This is a genomic window from Bacillus massiliglaciei (genome assembly GCF_900098925.1).
In the GTDB taxonomy this organism is placed as follows: Bacteria; Bacillota; Bacilli; order Bacillales; family DSM-1321; genus Peribacillus; species Peribacillus massiliglaciei.
Genome location: NZ_LT622356.1, coordinates 225,572 through 247,308, shown reverse-complemented (window position 1 = coordinate 247,308; position 21,737 = coordinate 225,572). Strand labels below are relative to the sequence as shown.

28 protein-coding genes are annotated in these 21,737 nt (G+C 38.3%); 21 read left to right on the top strand and 7 right to left on the bottom strand.

What is annotated here, in order from left to right; translation table 11 throughout:
* The first annotated feature begins 69 nt into the window (after positions 1-69).
* The 5 genes from BQ4305_RS05490 to BQ4305_RS05465 all read left to right on the top strand — a co-directional run bounded on the left by BQ4305_RS05490 (position 70) and on the right by BQ4305_RS05465 (position 3,408).
* On the top strand, positions 70-483 hold the full coding sequence (locus BQ4305_RS05490) for a hypothetical protein (RefSeq protein ID WP_199880576.1): 414 nt from the start codon (positions 70-72) through the stop codon (positions 481-483).
* A gap of 37 nt (positions 484-520) precedes the next feature.
* Positions 521-958: a DUF3908 family protein gene (locus BQ4305_RS05485; protein ID WP_199880575.1), complete on the top strand. Its 438-nt coding sequence runs from the start codon at positions 521-523 to the stop codon at positions 956-958.
* A 61-nt stretch (positions 959-1,019) separates the two neighbouring features.
* Positions 1,020-1,382 (top strand): hypothetical protein, encoded by a 363-nt coding sequence (locus tag BQ4305_RS05480; protein WP_110926829.1) that lies wholly within the window; start codon positions 1,020-1,022, stop codon positions 1,380-1,382.
* A 597-nt stretch (positions 1,383-1,979) separates the two neighbouring features.
* The gene (locus BQ4305_RS05470) at positions 1,980-2,324 is read left to right on the top strand and encodes a type II toxin-antitoxin system RelE/ParE family toxin (RefSeq protein ID WP_110926827.1); all 345 of its coding nucleotides are present in this window, start codon (positions 1,980-1,982) and stop codon (positions 2,322-2,324) included.
* The gene (locus tag BQ4305_RS05465; RefSeq protein ID WP_110926826.1) at positions 2,314-3,408 is read left to right on the top strand and encodes a HigA family addiction module antitoxin; all 1,095 of its coding nucleotides are present in this window, start codon (positions 2,314-2,316) and stop codon (positions 3,406-3,408) included. Before BQ4305_RS05470 ends, BQ4305_RS05465 begins: the two co-directional genes overlap by 11 nt.
* A gap of 306 nt (positions 3,409-3,714) precedes the next feature.
* On the opposite strand, the gene BQ4305_RS05460 is transcribed toward BQ4305_RS05465, so the two are convergent.
* The 3 genes from BQ4305_RS05460 to BQ4305_RS05450 form a co-directional block, all read right to left on the bottom strand.
* Positions 3,715-4,377 (bottom strand): hypothetical protein, encoded by a 663-nt coding sequence (locus BQ4305_RS05460; protein WP_110926825.1) that lies wholly within the window; start codon positions 4,375-4,377, stop codon positions 3,715-3,717.
* Positions 4,377-5,522: an FtsK/SpoIIIE domain-containing protein gene (locus BQ4305_RS05455; RefSeq protein ID WP_199880574.1), complete on the bottom strand. Its 1,146-nt coding sequence runs from the start codon at positions 5,520-5,522 to the stop codon at positions 4,377-4,379. The genes BQ4305_RS05460 and BQ4305_RS05455 overlap by 1 nt, the downstream gene beginning before the upstream one ends.
* Positions 5,523-5,761: 239 nt before the next feature.
* Entirely contained in the window at positions 5,762-6,094 is a 333-nt protein-coding gene (locus tag BQ4305_RS05450) for a hypothetical protein (protein ID WP_110926823.1), read from the bottom strand.
* A gap of 320 nt (positions 6,095-6,414) precedes the next feature.
* Between BQ4305_RS05450 and BQ4305_RS05445 the strand changes: the two genes are divergently transcribed.
* Genes BQ4305_RS05445 through BQ4305_RS05435 form a run of 4 tightly spaced genes read left to right on the top strand, consistent with a single transcriptional unit; the run spans position 6,415 to position 7,370 of the window.
* Complete coding sequence (locus tag BQ4305_RS05445; RefSeq protein ID WP_110926822.1) at positions 6,415-6,645, top strand: helix-turn-helix transcriptional regulator; 231 nt, start codon at positions 6,415-6,417, stop codon at positions 6,643-6,645.
* A gap of 1 nt (position 6,646) precedes the next feature.
* Complete coding sequence (locus BQ4305_RS05440; RefSeq protein ID WP_110926821.1) at positions 6,647-6,916, top strand: hypothetical protein; 270 nt, start codon at positions 6,647-6,649, stop codon at positions 6,914-6,916.
* A gap of 34 nt (positions 6,917-6,950) precedes the next feature.
* On the top strand, positions 6,951-7,112 hold the full coding sequence (locus BQ4305_RS21335; RefSeq protein ID WP_199880573.1) for a hypothetical protein: 162 nt from the start codon (positions 6,951-6,953) through the stop codon (positions 7,110-7,112).
* A gap of 6 nt (positions 7,113-7,118) precedes the next feature.
* Complete coding sequence (locus BQ4305_RS05435) at positions 7,119-7,370, top strand: hypothetical protein (RefSeq protein ID WP_110926820.1); 252 nt, start codon at positions 7,119-7,121, stop codon at positions 7,368-7,370.
* A gap of 75 nt (positions 7,371-7,445) precedes the next feature.
* On the opposite strand, the gene BQ4305_RS05430 is transcribed toward BQ4305_RS05435, so the two are convergent.
* Both BQ4305_RS05430 and BQ4305_RS05425 read right to left on the bottom strand, forming a co-directional pair.
* Positions 7,446-7,634: a helix-turn-helix transcriptional regulator gene (locus BQ4305_RS05430; protein ID WP_110926819.1), complete on the bottom strand. Its 189-nt coding sequence runs from the start codon at positions 7,632-7,634 to the stop codon at positions 7,446-7,448.
* A gap of 212 nt (positions 7,635-7,846) precedes the next feature.
* Entirely contained in the window at positions 7,847-8,065 is a 219-nt protein-coding gene (locus BQ4305_RS05425) for a hypothetical protein (RefSeq protein WP_110926818.1), read from the bottom strand.
* Between the two features lie 343 nt (positions 8,066-8,408).
* Between BQ4305_RS05425 and BQ4305_RS05420 the strand changes: the two genes are divergently transcribed.
* The 9 genes from BQ4305_RS05420 to BQ4305_RS05380 all read left to right on the top strand — a co-directional run bounded on the left by BQ4305_RS05420 (position 8,409) and on the right by BQ4305_RS05380 (position 17,478).
* Positions 8,409-8,858, top strand: a complete 450-nt coding sequence (locus BQ4305_RS05420) for a LytTR family DNA-binding domain-containing protein (protein ID WP_110926817.1) — start codon at positions 8,409-8,411, stop codon at positions 8,856-8,858.
* A complete protein-coding gene (locus tag BQ4305_RS05415; RefSeq protein WP_110926816.1) occupies positions 8,858-9,277 on the top strand; it encodes a DUF3021 domain-containing protein in 420 nt (139 codons plus the stop codon). The genes BQ4305_RS05420 and BQ4305_RS05415 overlap by 1 nt, the downstream gene beginning before the upstream one ends.
* 184 nt (positions 9,278-9,461) lie before the next feature.
* The gene (locus BQ4305_RS05410) at positions 9,462-10,394 is read left to right on the top strand and encodes an ABC transporter ATP-binding protein (protein WP_110926815.1); all 933 of its coding nucleotides are present in this window, start codon (positions 9,462-9,464) and stop codon (positions 10,392-10,394) included.
* The gene (locus BQ4305_RS05405; RefSeq protein ID WP_110926814.1) at positions 10,391-11,266 is read left to right on the top strand and encodes an ABC transporter permease; all 876 of its coding nucleotides are present in this window, start codon (positions 10,391-10,393) and stop codon (positions 11,264-11,266) included. The genes BQ4305_RS05410 and BQ4305_RS05405 overlap by 4 nt, the downstream gene beginning before the upstream one ends.
* 370 nt (positions 11,267-11,636) lie before the next feature.
* A complete protein-coding gene (locus BQ4305_RS05400; protein WP_110926813.1) occupies positions 11,637-12,548 on the top strand; it encodes a restriction endonuclease in 912 nt (303 codons plus the stop codon).
* Between the two features lie 140 nt (positions 12,549-12,688).
* Positions 12,689-13,009, top strand: a complete 321-nt coding sequence (locus tag BQ4305_RS05395) for a hypothetical protein (protein WP_110926812.1) — start codon at positions 12,689-12,691, stop codon at positions 13,007-13,009.
* A gap of 107 nt (positions 13,010-13,116) precedes the next feature.
* A complete protein-coding gene (locus tag BQ4305_RS05390; RefSeq protein WP_110926811.1) occupies positions 13,117-14,256 on the top strand; it encodes a metallophosphoesterase in 1,140 nt (379 codons plus the stop codon).
* A 279-nt stretch (positions 14,257-14,535) separates the two neighbouring features.
* Positions 14,536-15,750 carry an aminotransferase-like domain-containing protein gene (locus tag BQ4305_RS05385; RefSeq protein ID WP_110926810.1) on the top strand — a complete coding sequence of 405 codons (1,215 nt, stop codon included), beginning with the start codon at positions 14,536-14,538 and terminating at the stop codon, positions 15,748-15,750.
* Positions 15,751-16,005: 255 nt separating this feature from the next.
* A complete protein-coding gene (locus BQ4305_RS05380) occupies positions 16,006-17,478 on the top strand; it encodes an alanine/glycine:cation symporter family protein (RefSeq protein WP_110926809.1) in 1,473 nt (490 codons plus the stop codon).
* Positions 17,479-18,144: 666 nt separating this feature from the next.
* Here BQ4305_RS05380 and BQ4305_RS05370 read toward each other — a convergent pair.
* The gene (locus BQ4305_RS05370; protein ID WP_110926807.1) at positions 18,145-18,543 is read right to left on the bottom strand and encodes a hypothetical protein; all 399 of its coding nucleotides are present in this window, start codon (positions 18,541-18,543) and stop codon (positions 18,145-18,147) included.
* 199 nt (positions 18,544-18,742) lie between these two features.
* The gene (locus tag BQ4305_RS05365) at positions 18,743-19,231 is read right to left on the bottom strand and encodes a hypothetical protein (RefSeq protein WP_110926806.1); all 489 of its coding nucleotides are present in this window, start codon (positions 19,229-19,231) and stop codon (positions 18,743-18,745) included.
* Between the two features lie 204 nt (positions 19,232-19,435).
* Here BQ4305_RS05365 and BQ4305_RS05360 point away from each other — a divergent pair, with 204 nt between their 5' ends.
* From BQ4305_RS05360 to ltrA, 3 genes are all read left to right on the top strand, one after another.
* On the top strand, positions 19,436-19,831 hold the full coding sequence (locus BQ4305_RS05360; protein WP_234396883.1) for a collagen-like protein: 396 nt from the start codon (positions 19,436-19,438) through the stop codon (positions 19,829-19,831).
* Positions 19,832-20,101: 270 nt separating this feature from the next.
* A complete protein-coding gene (locus tag BQ4305_RS21330; protein ID WP_199880500.1) occupies positions 20,102-20,272 on the top strand; it encodes a hypothetical protein in 171 nt (56 codons plus the stop codon).
* 158 nt (positions 20,273-20,430) lie between these two features.
* Entirely contained in the window at positions 20,431-21,690 is a 1,260-nt protein-coding gene (gene ltrA / locus BQ4305_RS05350) for a group II intron reverse transcriptase/maturase (protein ID WP_110926134.1), read from the top strand.
* Positions 21,691-21,737 lie beyond the last annotated feature (47 nt).

Below are 21,737 nucleotides of genomic sequence, written 5' to 3'. Positions count from 1 at the left end.
TAGGTTGAAAGTTTCCGATTAAATCCGATATAAATATCGCTTGAAAAAATCGCAAAGGAGAAATAGAAAATGAAACTTTTTGATCCATTTTTGGAGTCAGACTTAAAGAAATTTAAATGTATTCAATTAAGTTATTCTCCGAATATACCTGGTCCTGATGAAATAATTCTCCATTTTGTTTTAGGGAGTCAGGTCCTTGAAACAAAAACAGGTTACTTGTTGTTAATTGATGTTAGAAATTCGGAAACAAATGAAGAATACACATATAGCTTTCCGGATATTCAAGATGTTGAGTTTAACACAAATACTAGGTATCCTGACGGTGCTAAATATTACTTACACTGCCTTCAACGAGAAAATTTAGAGGAAATTAGAAGATTAAAAAAAAGGCTTGCGGCTGGCGAGGAATTATCAGAGGAGGATCTAACATTTCTAGACGACAATAACGAAATCCTTACATATCGACTGATATTCAAAAACTAAATTACGAAGAAAATTTTTAATAAAAGGAGGAAGAACGTTGGTTAATTCATTCCAAAAATTTCAGGATGAAGTAAATAGTGGCCTATTTGAAAATCAGACTTTGACTTATAAAAAGTTTCTCAAAAAAATCACTCATTATATTAACAAGGATAACGTAAGATGGTTCTACGCAAGAAATATATATAATGGAGAAGGAAATAAAGAATTAATTATTTTGTTTGAAAAGCATTTTGCTCTTGTTACTATTGAAAGTAAGGAAATGTACAAGGTTGATACAATTCCTTTTAATCTTGATAGTGTTGAATTATCTTTATCTATTCCTGAATATGATAATGATGGTGTGGACTTTAAAATTTGCAACAACGGAGAAGTTGTATTGAAATTTAATAGTAAGGGAGATTCAAACAATCATTGGAATGATGAATATATAAAGGCGATACAAGATCTTTATCGGATATTGTCAGAGCAAAAGTAACGGCACCTTAGAAGGTGCCTTTTTATTGGATAGATAAAGGATTAGAGGAGGAGGGGAAGGTATGAATTTTATTAAACAAATATTTTCTAAGATTGATATTGTATTAATATTAACTGTAATATCATATGGTATGGTGTTTTCGTTTTATCTAGGTGAATACTTTTATAAAGGTATACCATCTTTCTTTATAGAATTAAATATTACTACTTTATCCAGTGGTCTTATTATATTGGGAGTGTTACTTTTAAACACTAGTAGTTTAGTGATACAAGCATCTGAAGCAATGCTAAAGCAACATAAGATTACTTTGTTGGTTATGATAATAATTTTACTAGTAGTTAGTTGGTTTTTGAAAATCTATATAGGGGCTAATAATTCTAACGCTTTTTTTGGGTCTGTTTGGGGTTTTCTTAGTTCTAAGTAAAAACGAGATAACAAAACAACCAGTATTTTTAATATTTTTTATGCTTGTTGGTCTGACTGCTCCAGGAATAGTTGGATATTGTTTAAGTGATTTCAGTTTAAAGAAGGGTGGCTATCAAACCATATTAAAAACGAATGAGAACCAGTATTGGGTTGTTGCCTTATATAAGGACTATTATATAGTTAGTGAGATAAACACTTCTAATAATACTGTCAAAAAGGAATATGGGTTAATTCCGATTGAACCAAAAGAGGATCAAACTGTACTCATCATGAGAGAAAAATTAAAGATAAATTTTGGTGATTAAGCACCTATGGTGCTTTTTATTTTGCGGAAGTCATCTTTAATAGGAGGCACTACAGGAATAAAATTATCTAGTTTAAAAAAGGAAAAGATTACGGCGAAGTAGAGGGATTGGATTTGAAAATATAAAAGGTGCTTTTTTGAAAATATATAATAAATTCTATAAATAATTCAAATTATTTTGTAAAATAATTTATAAGCGATTTCCATTTACAAAATTTGATAAAAAGAATATATTAATTATAGGTATTAATTAACCGATTACGTTAATACTTTTCATAAATGGGGTATTTGATGAATATATCTTTCAAGAATAAAAAAGTCCAGAAATTGTGCAATGATTATAAAGAAATGAATAAACAATTAGAAAGACAGTCAGCAAAAAAACTTCAGCAGCGACTATTAGAACTTCATGCTGCACCTACTCTTGAGCAGATAAGTCATTTACCCCCTCCCCGGTTACATGAATTATATGGGGACAGAACAGGGCAATTAGCTATCGATTTACATCATCCCTTTAGATTGGTTTTTGAACCTGATCACAGTCCAATTCCCAGAAAAGATGATGGTGGTTTAGACCGTACTTTAGTTACTGCCATAAAAATTTTAGAAGTTGGGGTTGATTATCATGGTAGATAACCAAAACAATGAATTTAATCCAAATTACATTATCCCTCCTGGAGATACTATACAAGAGCTATTGGATCATTATGATATGTCACAAGTTGAACTTGCCGAAAGAACTGGAAGATCAGCGAAGAATATAAATGAAATAATTAAAGGGAAAGCTCCTATTACTCAAGAAACTGCCATAGAGTTTGAAAGTGTTTTTGGTGTTTCAGCTGAATTCTGGAATAATTTAGAAAGTAACTACAGGCATTTACTTGCAAAAAAAAAGCATGAAGACGATCTTAATGATGATATATCTCATTTAAAACAGTTCCCTTTGAAGTTTATGATTCAAAATAACTGGATAAAGGAATGTTCTAATAAGACTTTGCAATTACAAGAAGTATTGAATTTTTTTGGGGTTGCTAGTTTTGAGGCATGGAAAAATGTATGGAAAGAGACGTTTTCCCAACCTGATGCAGCCTTTCGCCAATCCGAAGCTTTTCCTGCGAATGCGGAGTCTGTAGCTGCCTGGTTAAGAAAAGGGGAAATCGAAGCTCTGCAAAAGCAATACCCTCCTTATAATGAAAAATTGTTTAAAGAAACGCTAAAAGAAATCAGAAAACTTACAGATGAAGATCCTGCATTATTTTTACCTAAGTTGACTGATTTATGTGGTAAAGCAGGTGTTGTATTTTTATTGATACCAGATCCGCCTAAAAGTCGTGTTAGTGGGGCTGCTACCTGGGTTGGAAAAAAACCAATAATCCAACTATGTTTTCGGCATGGAACGAATGACCATTTTTGGTTTTCTTTCTTCCATGAAGCTGCTCATATTTTAAAACACAGTAAAAAAACTACCTTTTTAGAATACAGCGATAATCGTGATCAATTGGAAGAAGAGGCAAATGCTTTCGCGGCACAAACTTTAATACCCCAAAGGTCGTATTCGAATTTTACTGCCAAAGAAGATTTTTCTGAATCAGCAATAATTGATTTTTCACATAAAGTTGGCATTTCACCGGGTTGTGTATTAGGCCGTTTGCAACGTGATGGTTATGTTAAATATCCTACAAAATTAAATAAGTTAAAAAAATCTTATAAATGGAATTAAAAAGAGCCTCCCCTTTATTAAGGGGGAGGCTCTTTTTGGCTTAAAGACTAACACGTGTAATAAAACTAACATCCAATTAATAGGGTTATAAAAAGGGGGGGATTTTATGGAATGGATAAAATTAATTCAAGTATCTTTATCGATTATTTGCAGTATACTTGATTTTCTCATCTGAATTTTTGTTCTTTGAAGCGCTACCGGGCGCTTCCTTTTTTATTTTATATGATACAGTGTATGGTCTCTAACTTTTCTTTATAACTAAAATTATATAAAAACGGGTTAATTAGGAGTTATATATAATTTTATTTAATACCCGATATTAACCTTGATTCCATCAGTAGTTAGAGACTTTTTAGTCTCTAACCCTCTTGTTGCAAATGTTAGAAACTGCTCCAAGTTTTGTACCTGAAAGAACTGGACAGAGGAATGCCGCGGTAGATTGTATCTTGTATCCGTAATCAATAAAATTTTAGGAAAGACGTTCTTATGATCTGGTTGCCAGGATTCTTGTTGCCATTCGCAACTTTGAAAGTAAGATACATATCTTGCGAACTTCTCATTCATAACCTTTTCGGAATAGATGGACCGTTGAATTTCCACAAAGAAAGGGGCCCGCTTCCATATCATGAAGGCATCAGGTTCCATATAACCTTTTCCGTACTTTGGCTCAACGATAAATGTGTCTGGACAAGCGTAAACTTTTATACACTTGTAAAATTCAAGGATCTTTACGAAGTGAGGGATTTTTGCTGAGTCTTTTTTTATGGGAGAAGGAGAAGGGAAGTAGATATAAGGCTGCTGGGCTGTGTTCACTTCTATATTGCCGTCTCTTCGTAACCTCTTCAGAACTGTATTACAGCAAGTAACAGGGTTCTTCAGGCCTTGAAAATGCAAATCAATAATGTCATCACGTGTCATGCAGCGGAATCGCTCTAAATCTTTTACAATGGCCAGGTCTCTTTTTCTCATCAGTCTAACACCTCAAATATGGCGTCTATAATCTCAGAGTCTTTTTCAGGTTGTTTAAAGGACTTCTGGTTCGTAGGAGACTTATAGGGAGCCAGTATGCTTTTTGCTTCCTCAATGGACAGATAGGGCGCCTGTATCTCCTTTAATTTCTCTTGCCCTTGCAATTTAAGTAGCATTATTCCATCCCCTTTCAACTTTTCACTACCCGGAGTACCAATGATCTTGGAGTTAATCCGGTCCGCGCATTTAAACCCCATTCGAACAGTCATGTTGTTTTTTAAAGCACCTTCCAGAAGCTTTGAGTCCGGTCTCTGCATGGACAAAATAAGAAAGACACCTAAAGCTCTTCCAATAGAGCTAATCTCTTCCAGAACCTCTAGGAGGGCTTTCTGCTTCTTCAGTAAGGCCACTTCATCTATACAAAGGATGATATAGGGAGGCGGGTCCGGCAGGTCATCAATGTGGGCTACCTCGTAACTATCCAGTAAATCGCCTCTGTTCCGAGTTTCTTCTTGTAGATACAGTAACATCGGGAGGATATCAGCCGGGGATACGTATACCCCTTGGACGTGCTTTATATTTCGAAACACATGAAATTCAGAACGTTTCAAGTCACATAAATACAAGTGTAGTCTTTCGGAAGGCAAGTTCTGAATCAACCCGGTCAAAATTGACCGCAACTGAGTGGACTTTCCGGAACCTGTTTCCCCAGCTATAAGCAGGTGAGGATGACTTACCATGTCATAGGCTACGGTTTTTCCAGTGGAACTTTTGCCGCAAATAATAGGGATAGAACCTTTTAGGAAGGGTTCGAACTTTTCAAAGGAGTAAGGGAGCAGCTTGATAGAATCAGCGGTATAAACGGTCAATGTGAAATGCTTATGATCCCCTTTAAGGTCAATACGTTCCCCAAAAACCTGTTTGAAACAATACTCTTTTTTTAGAACCTCTTTCGGATCCATGCCAGTCGGAAGGGAAAAGACAACATCAAGGGACATTCCAGAGTAATTGAAACGAATGCATAGTATGGAAGGATACACGATACCACTGTTTGAGCTGTAAGAGTAATGGATACCAATCCCTCCATTTCGGAACACTTTCATAACAGAAGCCTTCACACGCTGTTTAGCTAACCAAGTTTTCATCCAATCATCCTTTCTCACAAAAAAGTGAAAAACCATGGTTTATCGGATTTTTCCGAGAAACCTAAGCTATTGGTCTTTTTTGGTTCGGGGCTATAGGTGGGACATTTTTGGGTTACCTTTTTGGTAGGCGAATTAGTTTATCCAAAGGGTAAGACATTTTTGGGCCACCCATGTAAATTAGTTTGAGTCAAAATGACGAAAACTAATTTATTAACAGTTAAGGACAAAAGTGTCTGTCACTACCAGAAGAGAAACTTCAAATCATTGACCAGGTACCAGATAGCCCCTAAGCCAGCTGCAGGAAAAGAGATTCTAAGGAATGCGGATATGAAAGCGGCGATGGAAATGTTCCCAGTATCCGCTAATCCTTTTTCGATTAAGGCCAGCAGGAGAATACCTGCAGCTATCCCTATAAAGACCGGATCAATCATGGCGGCCTGATGAAGGGGGATAAAGGAAAAGAGGGGAAATGGCTTAGAAATTGGTTTTTTCTCCAATTGTTCGTTGTTTATAAAGGAATTAAAAGGGATGACCTCTATTCTGGCACTCTGCATACTCCTGAAGAATTTCATGCTGTTCCTCTCCTTTGTAGTGTGGAATTTTAATTTTACCCCTCTCGCGCTCTCCCCCTATCCACTCGCCTCCCGGCTCCTTCTAAACACTTTTTACTTTCCTTGATATATATAGCGTTATCCATCCATTACCTTGGCAGCTATACCTTGATAGATACTTTGGTCGCAATCTTGATTGCTTTTTGCCAGCTGCCAAATCAGCTACCTTGCTAAAGCCTATGTGCAGCTGCTTGTCCAAGTTTCCTACAAATAAAAAAAAAATTACCTGTAGGATTTTTAGACAGGCGTATAGAAATATTTCGTAATGGTGAGGTGCAGATATGACAGAAAAAGGATTAGGAAAGCCACGTTCCAAATTTGGAAAGTTCATAGATATAAATTCTATATCTCAAAAGGTACTTGCGGATCAGAGTGGAGTTAGTAAAAGTACAATCAGCAGACTGTGTCAACAAGGAGACTATACACCTAATATGAAGAATGGAATTCGACTTGTTAAGGTTTTAAATGAGGCTGGATATAAAGTAAGCTATGAAGATTTTTGGGGTGTATAAAATGATAACAGTTAAAATTAATGAGGATATGGCAGAGCGGCTTTTTTTAGAGGAATTAAGAAAGCACCTTGATCAATTGGATAGACATCTTACATTCTGGGATATGAAAGAACTTTGTAGACAGACTTGTATGAGTGAAAATAACATAAAGGAAAAATTCTTTTATGATGAGAGATTTCCAAAACGAAGGGTAGGAGGGAAGTGGTACTTCCCAGCTCTTGAAACTGAAAATTTTCTCCTAATGTGGATAAAAGAGCAGCCGGCTAATTAAGAAGGCAACATACTATAAACGAAGGAGGAAATGCATGGGTTTTGAAAATTATAAACTGACCGAGGAAACCGTTCTTGCTTTAAAGCCTATTTTTGAAAGCATCCTTTCGAGAAAATATGGGATGGAAATCAAGTACAAGGATTTAACAGCAGGAAATGTGACAATTAATGAGGAAAAGTTTCCTCGTGAGTGGTGATTGTAGTTGAAGAAAAAAGTTGATTTTGATGTTATCGTAACGGGCATTTCCTTAAATGGTTATGAAATACCAGTTCCTCCTGGATTATCTGAACTACTTAACAATGCAGGAGCATGGGTATATGAAGTACCAGGCACAGAAGTGGAAGAAGAGGAGGAGGAAGATCCCTTAAAAGACTATGAAAGAAAAGTCGTTCTTGAAAATGGAAGTTTGCGTATTTATCTTACTTATAAAGGTAAAAAAACACCCAATGAATGAGTGTCATCAAAAATTAAACATTTAAGAAATTAATGCTGAAAAAGATCTTTTTTATTGTCATGATGTACTTATTTTTTATTGTTCAAATAATTCATCCACTGTTGTGTTAAAGTATTTAGCCAATAATTGAGCTTCTGTAAGACTGAAATCACGTTTGCCATTTTCTTTTAGGTAATAGCTTTGAGCAGAAATGTTAATAACAGCAGCTACTTTTTCTTGGGTGAGTCGACTTTCTCTTCTAACAATCAAAAGGTTTTTTCGCAAAAGGTTCACATCTCCATTCTGAAAATAGAACTTAAATATGGAGATTCGTCAATAAAAGTGTAACTCCTTCTCTGTCCTCTTGTTTGTCCTCGTCTTATTTTGATACTGTTTAACATTATTATTAAGCAGATTGCCGAAACCTTATTAAATAAGGATATTTTCAACCAGTTTCTTGCTATTAAATATAAAAATGAATGGGCGGCATGATGTAATCATCGCCACTCCGCAGAAAACCTCTCACCAATTTGGTGGGGGGTTTTTTGTGGGGAGAGCGGAATGATGCCGTGTTTCTTTTCTAAGAGGTTTCTCAAATTGTGGGAAGCCTCTTTTTTCATTTCTTTGATTATGTGGTGGTGTAAGTTTTTCGTAATCTTGATAAAAGAATCAACAAGTAAATCTTCATAATTTTCCTTCGTGTATTCCACTTTCAACGAGGACCTCTTTTAGTCCAAAAATATACATGTTAAAATTTTGCTTGTTTCTAGTCAAATCAAGTATAAGAAGTGTATTTTTCATGCAAACAATTAGTGTATAGAGCCGAAATTATTAAGGGGGTTATAGGGTGATTGTGTGCGGTTACCGGACTAAGGAGGTCGGATTGATTATTAAATAATAGTTTCTAATAAGATGGTGGAATAGGAGTATCTTATCTTATTTATAAAAATCTTATGATTGATTTTTAGCAACTTATGGTTGGTTTTTGACTGCTTATAGGGAGATTTAATATTTTGGAAAATTCTATGTTATATTTTGTTTAAGAATTGGAGGATACTTATGCAAATTAAGCTAAATATCGATGAAAAATACATCGAACCTGAAGTATATATTCATGCAAATGCATATAGCGAGCAAATAGAACAATTCATGAAGTTTTTGAATTCTACCAGTACTGATGTGATTGATGGCTATTTAAAGCAGGATATTTATATGTTGAAGATTGAAGATATTTACTTTGTGTATTCACAAGGAGCTAAGGTATATTTTCAAACGGATGAGAATGAATACGAATCAAAACGTAAGTTATATGAGCTCGAGGAGTTATTAGAGAAAGATTTTGTGCGCCTGAATAAGTCTACACTTGTAAACGTTTCGAAAATTTCATCTATGAAGATGGAAAAAATGGGCATTATGCAAATTTTAATGGATAATGATACAACTGCCCATGCAAGTCGAATGTATTTAAAAGGGTTGAAGAAGCGATTAGGAATTGGGAGAGATACATAATGAAAAATATTATAAAAACTGCACTATTGGGTGCCTCTATTGGTTTAAGCACTTCATATACAATTATTACAATTATTTTATTACAAAATCCAACTCACACAATTAATGGGCAGAAGCTATTATTAGAATTTTTTTTAGCTATTACTCTTGGAGTTGGCTGCGGTGTAGCATTATTGATATTTTACATTGAACGATGGTCAATTGTTACTAAGCTAGGTATTCATTATGTTATTTCTTTAGTACTTGTCTTTATTTGCGGATTAATAGGCAAATGGTATGAGGCTCCACTTGAGAACCCTGGAGCATTTATTGTGTTCTTTGCCATTCATCTGGCTATTTATCTTGTTATATTCGGAGTTATTTATTGGATGACTTTACAGGAAGTAAGGAGCATTAATGATAAATTAAAAGGACGATAGGGAGAATATCATATCGCAGCGAAACTATGCAAAGAAAGGTGTAAGTGAGTTAAAAGTATTTTAAGGAATTATAATCGAACATAAAAAAACATTAGGTGTATTGAATAAAGGATCGAACATCTTTATCGATGATTCTGCTATACATATAAATCTAGCCTGCTGACTATTTATCGAGGTGAAATAAATGTTAGAGGAACAAGTGATTATCAAAGTCACAAATTTGCGAAAAAAATATGGTGAAGTTGAGGCTGTAAAAGGGATATCATTTTCCGTGAAAAAAGGAGAATTGTTTGCTTTTCTGGGGACAAATGGGGCAGGTAAATCTACCACTATTGATATTCTATGTACGCTGCTTAAAAAAACATCGGGAGAGGTTATAATCGATGGTTATACTCTTGGCGAAGGAAAAGGTAACAATAATATCCGAGAAAAGATTGGCGTTGTATTCCAGGAGAGTGTATTAGATGAACGCTTAACGGTCTATGAGAATATTCTTAGTCGGGGCCAATATTATCATTTAAGTAAACATGAAATTCAGGAAAACTATCATTTTGTGTCAGAATATTTAAATCTTTATGATATTAAAGATAAAAGATATGGTGCTTTATCGGGTGGGCAAAAAAGACGGGCGGATATTGCGCGTGCTCTAATCCATAAACCCAGTATCTTATTTCTGGATGAGCCAACAACAGGCTTAGATCCACAAACAAGACTATTTGTTTGGAATGCGATTAAGAGGTTACAAGAAGAAACAAATATGACCATTTTTTTAACAACGCATTATATGGAAGAAGCAGCAGTGGCTGATAATGTCGTGGTGATTAAAGAAGGACGTTTGATTGCAGAAGGGACTCCTAGTCAATTAAAGGATAAGCATGCTTTTGATAGTTTGCATTTAACATTCAAGGGTGCTTTTAATCCGGAGTTGTGGCTTAAAGAGAAAAAATTAACCTATACATTGAAAAACTCCATTTATATCTTGCGTTTAACTTCAACTTTAGATGCATATGATATTTTAAAAGAATTAGAGGGGAAAATAGAATCTTTTGAGGTTATAAAAGGAAATATGGATGACGTCTTTATCAATATTATTGAAAAAGGGAGCACCGCACAGTGAAATCTTTACTTTATTTGGTTAGCAGGAATAATAAAATATACCGTCGTGATCGAACCTTATTGCTTCTGTCATTATTATCTGTGTTTATTGTAATTTTGCTGTATGCAGTGTTTTTGCAGCAAACCCAAATTGATACAATTGAACAGCTTGTCGGCACGACAGATGCATCCAAAGCAATGGTGAACGAATGGATGGTTGCAGGGTTATTATCTATCACTGCTGTAACAACTACCCTAGGTGCATTCGGTATTATGGTTAAGGATAAAGAAAGTAAAAAAACCTATGATTTATTAACAGCTCCATTATCAAGAGCCACGATACAGTTAAGTTATGTTATTAACTCATTTGTGATTGGCCTTATTTTCTCGTTATTAGCATTTGTTGGATGTGAACTGTTTCTTGTCTTAGCAGGCAGTGAAATATTGAGTGGCGCTGATTTGGTAAAAGTGGTAGGCATTATTATTCTCTCAGTTGCCTTATCAAGTTCCATTAACTTATTCTTAGTTCTTTTTATTAACACACAAAATGCCTTTTCGACACTAAGCACAATTGTGGGGACAGCCATTGGATTTTTATGTGGTGTCTATGTCCCTATTGGTGGCGTTCCTAATTTTGTTCAAAATATTATTATGTACTTTCCTGTTAGCCATACGGCTGTTCTATTGAGAAAAGTCTTAATGACGGATTCGGTTCAGACAGCATTTGACCATGCGACACCAGAACAAATCCTGGAATATAAAAAGCACTATGGAATTGTATATGAAATGAACAGTAAGCTTGTCAGCACAACATATAGTATATGGATGATTATCATCACAATGATTGTGTTTACAGCAGGATCCATTATCATCTTTAAAAAACAAAATAAATAAATTTTTTTATTGAAGGATATTATAGGTTTTTAGATACCTGTTTAGCATTTCAAGTTGGAATCGAAAGCTAACTGTCTTTTCCAGAGATATTCTACAAGAATTAGTAATTAAGAACTTAGATATAGGAAAATTTATAAGGATTTTTAAATATCAAATATTTTAAAAGATATTTAAATAGTAGTTAATTCTTATTTCAAGATATATATATAAACCTCTCACCAATATGGTGGGAGGTTTTTGGAATATGAAGAACTATTTAGGGCTAGTATCTTTTCTTGAGATAAGTCTGTTGCTCTGTTTCTAAAGAATAGCGATAATAAAACCAGTTTTTGTTATATTGAATGTAGGATAATATTAAGGGGTTGAGCATATGGCGGTACCAGGATACCAAGATTTTATGTATCCGTTTTTAAAGCAGTTGGAAAATGGGCAAGAGTATCGGTTACAAGATTTATATACAATTCTAGCACGGTATTTCAGTTTGAGTGAAGAGGATACTGCAGAGATGCTTCCTAGCGGTAAACAAACCCTATTGGTTAACCGGGTAGGTTGGGCAAGGACATATCTAAATAAAGCAGGATTGATAAAAACTGTTAGAAGAGCTGTTTTTCAAATAACTGATGAAGGACTAAGAGTACTTAATGATCCAAGTATAACTAAGATCAATCGAAAATTTTTGACTAAATATGAAAGTTTTAATGAATTTATTAATTCTGCTTCTAAAGAAAAGAATGACTCAGATTTTAAAGACACAGAAGAGAAGACACCTTTAGAAATAATTGGGGAGAACTTTAATCTATTAAAAAGTGAAATTCAAGATTTGCTTTTAGAAAAAATACTTAGTTGTTCACCTGGCTTTTTTGAAAGATTAATTGTTGAATTGATTGTATCAATGGGATACGGCGGGTCTGTCAAAGATGCAGGAAGAGCTATTGGGAAAGCTGGAGATGAGGGCATAGACGGTATTATAAAGGAAGATGTTTTAGGGCTGGATATGATATATCTGCAGGCTAAGAGATGGAAAAAAGAATCTACTGTATCGAGACCGGACATTCAAACCTTTGTTGGCAGCCTCGTAGGTAAACAAGCATCAAAAGGTATTTTTATAACTACTGCCAAATTTTCTCAGGGTGCAATTGAGTACGCTATTTCTATTGATAAGCGAGTAATACTGATTGATGGCCAGCAGTTAACGGATTTAATGTTAAAATATAATGTTGGGGTCAGTGATGAAGAAGTTTTCGTTACGAAAAAAATTGATTTGGATTTCTTTGAAGAGTAAATATCGCTTCTTGGGTTACATCTATACTAGGAATTGCCATATGGAAGTAAAGGACAAGTTTCAAGGGATTGCTAATGAAAATGCTTTACTCTCTTTTTAAAAGATATAGTTAATCAGGAGATACGCAGGGGGCTGAAAAGATGAAAACATTTGATTTAAAATCGGGAACAAAAGTAATAATAGATGAAAGTAGAATAGTAATAGAAAGAACTGGCGGGAAAAGTGCCATGAAAGGGCTATTTGCAGGGAGAGCAATGGGGCAAATGACCATAAAAACATCAGCAATCACAGGGATCATTCATTTTGCAGACTATTTAATGATTTGTGCTTCAGGCTTGCCGACTCCCAATGATTTTAAATTATCCAGTGTGGCGGAAATAAAACAATATCCAAACTGTATTGTCGCAAAAGAGGGTGAATTAGAAGAGTTATATCAATTTCTTAATGGATTTATTAAATAAATACTATAAAACGAAGGATCAAAGTAACGAAAAGCCGGCAAGGTTTCTAGGATAAACGCTTCGGAAAACATTGAGCGAATTAACTGCAAAGAATTTGGAGGGAGAGAATGAGCAAAGCCGGCATGATCTTAGGTGTAATCCTTTTTTTATGTGTGTACGGGGGAATAAGTTTTTATATTGGAAGAAAAATCGTTCGATGGACTGCATTCCTTTTCCCCAAGATAAATGGAATAATTATTACCGTCATTTATAGTATTTTCAGCTTGTCGTTGATTATGGCTTTTCTGCCGCTTCCGGCTGCTCTTGAAGGTGTAGTGAGCTGGATTAGCTCATACTGGATGGGGATTTTTATCTATTTGTTCCTTTTCTTTCTCGTTGCGGACTTGGTCCTTTTACTTGGTCGCAGTGTGAAAATGATTCCTTCTCCGATCCCTCGGCGCATTCACTTTTTTGCAGGCTTGGCTGTCATCGTGTTAACGGTCAGTTTTGTCAGTTACGGCATCTATAACGCCACTCAAATCAAAAATGTTTCCTATGATATTGAGACAAAAGCAACAATGGGGGGGATGAAAATCATCCTCATCAGCGATTTGCATTTGGGGGCTGTGAATTCCGAGAAACGCCTTGAAAGCATCGTGGAAAATATAAATAAACAAGAGCCTGATGTTGTTTGTATTGCGGGAGATATTTTTAACGATGATTATAATGATGTAAAAGATCCGGAAAGAGCAGTGCATCTATTGAAAAGTATTTCGGCGACATATGGAGTATATGGCAGCCTTGGAAATCATGATGGCGGAGAAACATTTGACGATATGATTGCCTTTCTCGAGCGAAGCAATATTAAGCTCCTTAATGATGAGTATGCCATGATTGACGGGCGGCTCGTGCTGTTTGGGCGAGTAGACCCTTCTCCTATTGGCGGTTTTGGCGGAATGAAAAGAAAAGATATTACCGAAATTTTGGCTTCACTTGATACGCATTTGCCGATCGTGGTCATGGATCATACACCTGTCAACCTTGAACAGTATGGTAAAGAGGTTGATTTGGTTCTTGGCGGCCATACACACAGAGGGCAGATATTTCCGGGCAGCATCATCACCAATGCCATATTTGATGTTGACTATGGATACTACCGTAAGGATGCAGACAGTCCGAATGTTATCGTGACTTCTGGTGCTGGAACCTGGGGGATGCCGATGCGGGTTGGGTCCCATAATGAAATAGTAAGTATTCTTTTACATTGAGAGATTCAAATGCCTCTTATAAGTCCTGCGATGCAGCAATGATAAGACTTGGATAAATTAATAGAAAATTCAATTAAATCATTTGCCATACAATTCTGTTATTGTATGGTCTTTTTTGTGCGTGTTATGATGGTTTAAATTCATCTGAATGGAGGGGGAATCGGGTGACATAAGGAGGATGTAAAAGGGCTGGCAGCTGATTCCAGCTGTGAAATCGGCATGCAGGAAAAATAGATCGTGCTATAATTTATACAAATAATAAAAAAAGAAGGGTTATAGATGAATGACAAATTTGCGGAGCGAGCTCGTTTAGTAAAAGCTTCTGAAACACGAGAAATCTTAAAAGTAACGGAAAGGCCGGAGGTTATTTCTTTTGCGGGAGGTCTGCCGGCGCCGGAGCTGTTTCCAATTGAGGAACTGAAAACGGTATGCAATGCGGTATTGGAGGAGGATGGAGCGGCCTCGCTGCAATACAGCACGACGGAAGGCTATCGTCCTTTAAGAGAAGCGATTATTCAGAGAATGAAAGGGGTCGGCATCCAAGCGGCTCTGGAGAATGTTCTGATCACAACGGGGTCCCAGCAGGCAATCGATCTTACCGGAAGATTATTTATCGATGAGGGAGATACGATTATTTGTGAAAGTCCGACTTATCTTGCGGCCATTAATGTATTCAAGTCCTATAATGCCAGATTTGCAGAAGTGGCGATGGATGAGGACGGGATGGTGATGGAAGAACTGGAGAGAACGCTGCAAGAGCATCCTGACGCAAAATTCATCTATACGATTCCAGATTTTCAAAACCCGACAGGCCGGACGTTAGCGCTTGAAAGACGAAAAAGAATGATTGAGCTTGCGAATCAATATGATGTCCTGATTGTGGAGGATAATCCTTACGGAGCGGTGCGTTTTGCCGGAGAGGCACTGCCGCCTTTGAAGCACTTTGACACCGAAGGGCGAGTCATTTACCTCAGCACCTTCTCTAAGATTTTCACGCCGGGTCTTCGGATTGGCTGGATCTGTGCAGATCTGCCTTTCATTGAAAAGTATGTGGCTTTTAAGCAAACGGCTGACTTACATACGGACAGTTTTGCTCAAAAAATCACAGCAAAGTATATGGAGCTGTACGATATCGAAACGCACATTCAGACCATTAAAGCGGTGTATAAAGAAAGATGCGCAGTGATGCTTGACTGCATCGAGGCCTATTTTCCGAAAAATATTACCTGCAGCAAGCCGGAAGGCGGATTATTCATTTGGGTGGAGCTCCCCGAGTCTGTGGATTCGAGGGAATTATTCGCAAAATGTCTGGAAAATAATGTGGCGTTTGTGCCCGGCACTCCATTTTTCCCGAACGGCACAAACAACCATGCGTTCCGTTTGAATTACTCGAACATGCCGAAAGACAAAATCAGAGAGGGCATGAAGCGGATTAGTGAAGTGCTGCACCGGACATTAGAAAAAGAAGGCGAACTGTTAGTAAAGGGTGTTTAAATTTTAAAAGGATGGAATCCTGCTATTCATTGAAAAACACCCTTCAATTTGGAGGGTGTTTTTGTCGGCATCTCCGTATAATTCAGGCGCTGCGGTATGGAAAATCTATCGTTTTTTTATTGATAGAATATTTTAATTATATAAATGTTAGAAAAATTCACATTATACTAAAAAATGCTTGGTGTATTTTTCTTTCATAATTTATAATCAAAATAAGTTATAAAAAAAACATTAATAGGGGGGGAATTGATTTTCATGATCGATCAAATTGTAAATACCATTAACGGATGGTTGTGGAGCCCGGTATTGGTTGCGTTCATTGTTTTTTGCGGTCTGTATTTTAGTTTTCGCACTAGGTTCCTGCAAATCCGTCATATTAAAGAGATGGTTAAATTGCTTGCTTCCGGAAAAAGTTCCAATGAGGGAGTTTCTTCGTTCCAGGCATTAGCGATGTCTTTATCCGGCCGTATCGGTGTTGGAAATATTGCCGGAACAGCAACAGGTATTGCCTTTGGGGGACCAGGCTCCGTGTTTTGGATGTGGGTCATTACCTTTGTCGGTGCAGCCTCCGCTTTTGTGGAGTCAACTCTTGCTCAAATCTATAAAGAAAAGCAGGATGGAGAGTATCGGGGAGGTCCGGCATTCTACATAGAAAAGGGGCTTGGCTGGAAATGGTTCGCTGTTGTTTTTGCTATCGCTACCCTGCTTGCCATGTCCGTTTTAATGCCGGGAATACAGGCAAATGCAATTGCAGACGGTATGTATAATGCTTTTGGTATTAACAAAACCATTACTGGTCTAGTCGTTGCAGCCATCATCGGTTTTACGATTTTTGGCGGTGTAAAGCGCATTGCCAGAGTGGCAGAAATTATCGTTCCTTTTATGGCTGCTGGCTATCTGCTAATTGCAATTATAATCGTTCTGATTAATTTTGAAAGAATCCCCGAAGTATTTGGACTTATATTTAAAAGTGCTTTTGGAGCTGAAGAAGTATTTGGCGGCATTATTGGATCAGCCATTATGTGGGGAGTAAAACGCGGTCTTTATGCAAATGAAGCGGGACAGGGTACGGGTGCCCACCCGGCGGCAGCCGCTGAGGTTTCCCATCCTGCAAAGCAAGGACTTGTCCAAGCGTTTTCCATTTATTTAGATGTATTTTTAGTTGTTACATCGACCGCCATGATGATTTTATTTACAACGAAATACAATGTAATAAATGAAAAAACAGGGGCCTTTATAACCGAAAATCTTAAAGGGGTTGAGCCAGGACCTGGCTTCACTCAAGCGGCCGTTGATACAATACTTCCGGGATTCGGACCAGGATTTATTGCTATTGCCCTTTTCTTCTTTGCCTTTACTACAATTTATGCTTATTACTATATTGCAGAAACAAATCTAGCTTATCTAGTACGCGGCAAACACAGAGCAAAGGCTTTTGTTGTATTAAAACTCATCCTGATAGGTGCTACTTTCTACGGATCAGTAAAAACGGCAACTACAGCATGGGCAATGGGGGATATCGGACTCGGCATTATGGTTTGGCTGAACTTAATTGCAATTTTATTGTTATTTAAACCGGCCAGTATTGCCCTAAAAGATTATGAAAATCAGTTGAAGCAAGGGAAAGATCCAGAGTTCAATTCATCTACGTATGAAATTAAGAATGCTGATTTCTGGAAAAATGGATACGAAAAATCCCGGAAAGACAAGGACAAGAACATTTCATAAGAAGAATGTTTGGCTCCCGTTTACAAGACAGGGGGAAGATCACTTCTTCGAAAAACCTCCCGCCCATTAGGCAGGAGGTTTTTTTTATGGCTCCATATGATATTCACTATTGCCTGAATATCTGTATGGCCGTGTCCATCTTTTTTTATGGGCTAATCATTTCGGCCCTGGCCGCCCCAAGATCCCCATTGCGGCCAAGGTCCCTGACCCGGCCAGCCGTGACTGCCGGAGCCAGACCCGCCTTGACCCGGCCAGCCGTGACCGCCAGAGCCAGACCCGCCTTGTCCATGTCCGCCGTGTCCGCCAGAACCAAACCCGCCTTGACCCGGCCAGCCGTGCCCGCCGGAGCGCCGGAGCCAGACCCGCCTTGACCTGGCCAGCCGTGCCCGCCGGAGCCAGACCCGCCTTGACCTGGCCAGCCGTGCCCGCCGGAGCCAAATCCGCCTTGACCCGGCCAGCCGTGCCCACCAGAGCCTTGTCCGCCTGGCCACCATTTTTGTCTGCTTTTCATTTTATCTCTCCTTATACTGATATAGAAATCTATACACTATATGAGCGGAGGACAAATTCTGCTTGGACGTAAAATCTATGAACGATGGCAAGACGATAGAGATGTAAACAAAAAAACCACTTCCTATTCTAAAGGGAGTGGTTTTTGAGAAAGTGCTATTCGTTTAGGTCCGCAGATTCCTTATCTCCCGCTGGACGATAGTTGTCCGATTCATACAAGGCGGAAGCATCTTCGTGAATCCGGATAAAGTTCACGTTGTTTTCCATTTTGGTTTCTAAATAGCCTTTTTTCTCTAGTTTGTAAATGGCTGATTTGTATTCGCTCCACAGTGCTTTTTCACCTGCAGAGAGATAGAAGGCTTCCCGCACATACGGAATCCAATCATCTGTATATTCGTTTTTAGCATATTCATTCACCAGGCGTCCCAGAATGAAAGGGAAGTACATGGAACGTCCCTGCGGACTGAATAAGCGGTAGGGCATAAGCATATTTTCTTCTGGATTTGTATTCTCACAATCCAGATACAATTGTTGAGCCTTTTCAGAGTTAGACATTTTTAAGCCTCCTAGCTTTTGAACAAAAGGGTTGATGCCAAGTTTCTCTTTAATTTTACCATAGTAAACGAACAAATTATTCCTCGGTGCTTTTTGGCTGCGGCTCTGCTTTTGAAAAAATATGTAAGGGATCGGCGAACTGCCTTTTTAATAACAGCACCAACCCCCGAGAGTAACTCCTGGGGGTGTGCGTATTCGGTCAGCACAAAACGATGATTCTATAGGGAGTGGTTTGGGCAGGGATGCTTTTTGTGACAGGTCCATAGATGACAATCAGATTTCGGTTGGCAGGGGTTCTTGAAAAGGGCTGCCCATTGGTTAAAACGATTTGGGTATAGGGAGAGAGATTTAATCGCAATTGTCCATCACTGCTCTCCAGCTGATTATTAAAGTAACTTACTTTTACATTTTGATGTGGGCTTTCTTTGACGATAACAAGTGCTTGAAATTGCGGCGGGTAGATAAGGGGTGCGAATGTATTTCCATCATAATATCCCGTAACCCTGTCGCCTGCTGTTACGATGGAATGGTCGACAAAGTAGGTGGCGGGCGAGATGACGAAATTGACGGTTTCTCCTGAGCTGTTTTGTACAGACATTAATTGATAACAGCCCTCATTTTCTCCGTTTTGCCCGCTGGGAAAATCGCTGATCCTTGTGACTGTGCCGTGAAAAGAAATAAAATTCATCTTGATACCTCCATTGCTTAAAGGCAGACTGCTTTGTATAACAATATGTAGGTAAACACCTACAGGATTGTGCAGGTGCCCATAAAAGAAAAAACTAGAGGCCAGTAATTCGCGGAGGATAAGCTTCATAAAAGAAAGGGTCAACATACTAATATGTTAGAAGTTGATTAAGATAAGGCGGTGTGTTTTTACATGTATTATGAGATGATGCGTCAATTCCCAGACTTTCTAAATCCTTCGCTTCCGGGTCCGCCGGGATTATTCCCGGGTTTCCCAGGCTTTCCAGGTCAGCCGGGATTACCTGGTCCGGGATCTCCAGGGCCAGGATTCCCCGGATCGCCAAATGCGCAGGCCCCGACAGCTCCTCCTCCATCTTTTGTTCCTCAGCAGGCAACGGCTTCGCCCTTTGCTGTAGATCCGGGAGGCATCAGACTGTGCCAGTTCCGTAATACGTATATTTGGCTCAACAATGGCCAAAGCTTTTGGTTTTATCCTATTTTCGTCGGACCAAGGTCTGTTGCCGGGTTCAGATGGAACGGCAGGTTCTGGACGATCTTCGGTATTGATACAAGAAGAATTGCTTCGTTCACCTGTTTTTAACGATGAATCATGGCAGGCAATGCTTGAAAAAGGGCATTGCCTTTTGTGTGCGCCCGGCATGGGTGCAGTCTATAGGGTGAGAGTCCCGAACCATGAAGGCAGTAGTAATGGTTAGCTTAACGCAAGGGTGTCTGTGGTGACGCAGAATCTGAAGGAAGCGAGCGGCAAACCTCCGGTCTGAGGAACACGAACTTCATATAAGGCTAGGTACCATTGGATGAGTTTGCACAACAAAACGAAGTCCTTACTGCCGAAGGTGGTACAGAGTAAATGAAGCAGATAGATGGAGGGAAAGACTGTACTCTTACCCGGGGAGGTCTGATTGGAACGCCAAGTTCCCTTGGTAACCTATCCAGCGATGGACAGCTGAACAATCAGAAGTCAGCCGAGGTCATAGTACCATTCCAACTCGAGATGGAATGGGAAGGACTGAACTATTAGGAAGAACGAGAACTAGGCATATAATTCCTGTATAGAAGCAGACAATCCGAAAGGACTTACTTGAAGGAGGAAGTGGTGAATTCCACAGGGGACTTCATGAGGGTGGAGCAGGAATAACATAATTAGATTTCTACGTTCACGTCGAAAGGAAATATCACATGTTAATGGATCTGATTCTGTCACGGGAAAACTTAATAGAAGCACTTAAACGTGTGGAGAAGAACAAAGGGAGTCACGGCATAGATGGAATGTCCGTAAAATCCCTACGAAGACATCTCTATGAGAACTGGGAAACTCTTTGTGATTCATTAAGGGAAGGTACCTATCAACCTAACCCAGTCCGTCGAGTCGAAATCCCGAAACCGAACGGTGGAGTAAGATTACTAGGAATACCTACCGTGACAGACCGGTTCATTCAACAGGCTATCGCCCAAGTTCTAACCCCACTTCTTGACCCAACCTTCTCAGAACATAGTTATGGGTTTAGACCAAATAGAAGAGGTCATGATGCGGTTCGTAAAGCAAGGGAATATATAAGTGAAGGTTATAGATGGGTGATTGACATGGACTTGGAGAAATTCTTTGATAGAGTCAATCATGATAAGTTAATGGGGATATTAGCAAGTAGAATCCAAGACCGGCTGGTCTTGAAACTTATACGGAAATATCTCCAAGCAGGAATTATGATGAATGGTGTAGTCTATGATGCAGAAGAAGGAACACCACAAGGAGGTCCACTGAGCCCCCTTCTTTCGAATATCCTTTTGGATAAACTTGATAAAGAGTTAGAAAGGAGAGGTCACAAGTTTGTCCGCTACGCCGATGATTGTAATATTTACATGAAATCGAAGAAAGCTGGAGAACGAGTGATGAACTCAATTACATGCTTTATTGAGCAGAAATTAAAGCTCAAAGTAAATAGAGAAAAGTCAGCAGTTGATCGCCCGTGGAAACGAAAGTTTCTTGGCTTTAGCTTTACGGTCAATAAGAAACCGAAGGTTCGAATAGCCAATGAAAGTATTAAAAGGTTTAAGGCTAAAATACGGGAGTTAACCTCCCGTTCTAAACAAATTCCTATGGAAGTTAGAATCGAGAAACTAAATCAATATCTAACGGGATGGTGTGGATATTTTGCATTGGCTGATACACCAAGTAAATTTAAAGAATTTGATGAGTGGATTAGACGGAGACTCCGTATGCTTGAATGGAAACAATGGAAGAAACCGAGGACAAGAGTAAGAAAACTCAAAGGTCTAGGTGTCCCTGACCAAAAGGCATATGAATGGGGAAACTCCAGAAAGAAATATTGGAGAATAGCCTGTAGTCCAATCTTACACAAAACCCTCAATAACTTGTATTGGAGTCACCGAGGGTTGAAAAGTTTATATAATCGATATGAATTTCTGCGTCAAACTTAATGGAACCGCCGTATACCGAACGGTACGTACGGTGGTGTGAGAGGTCG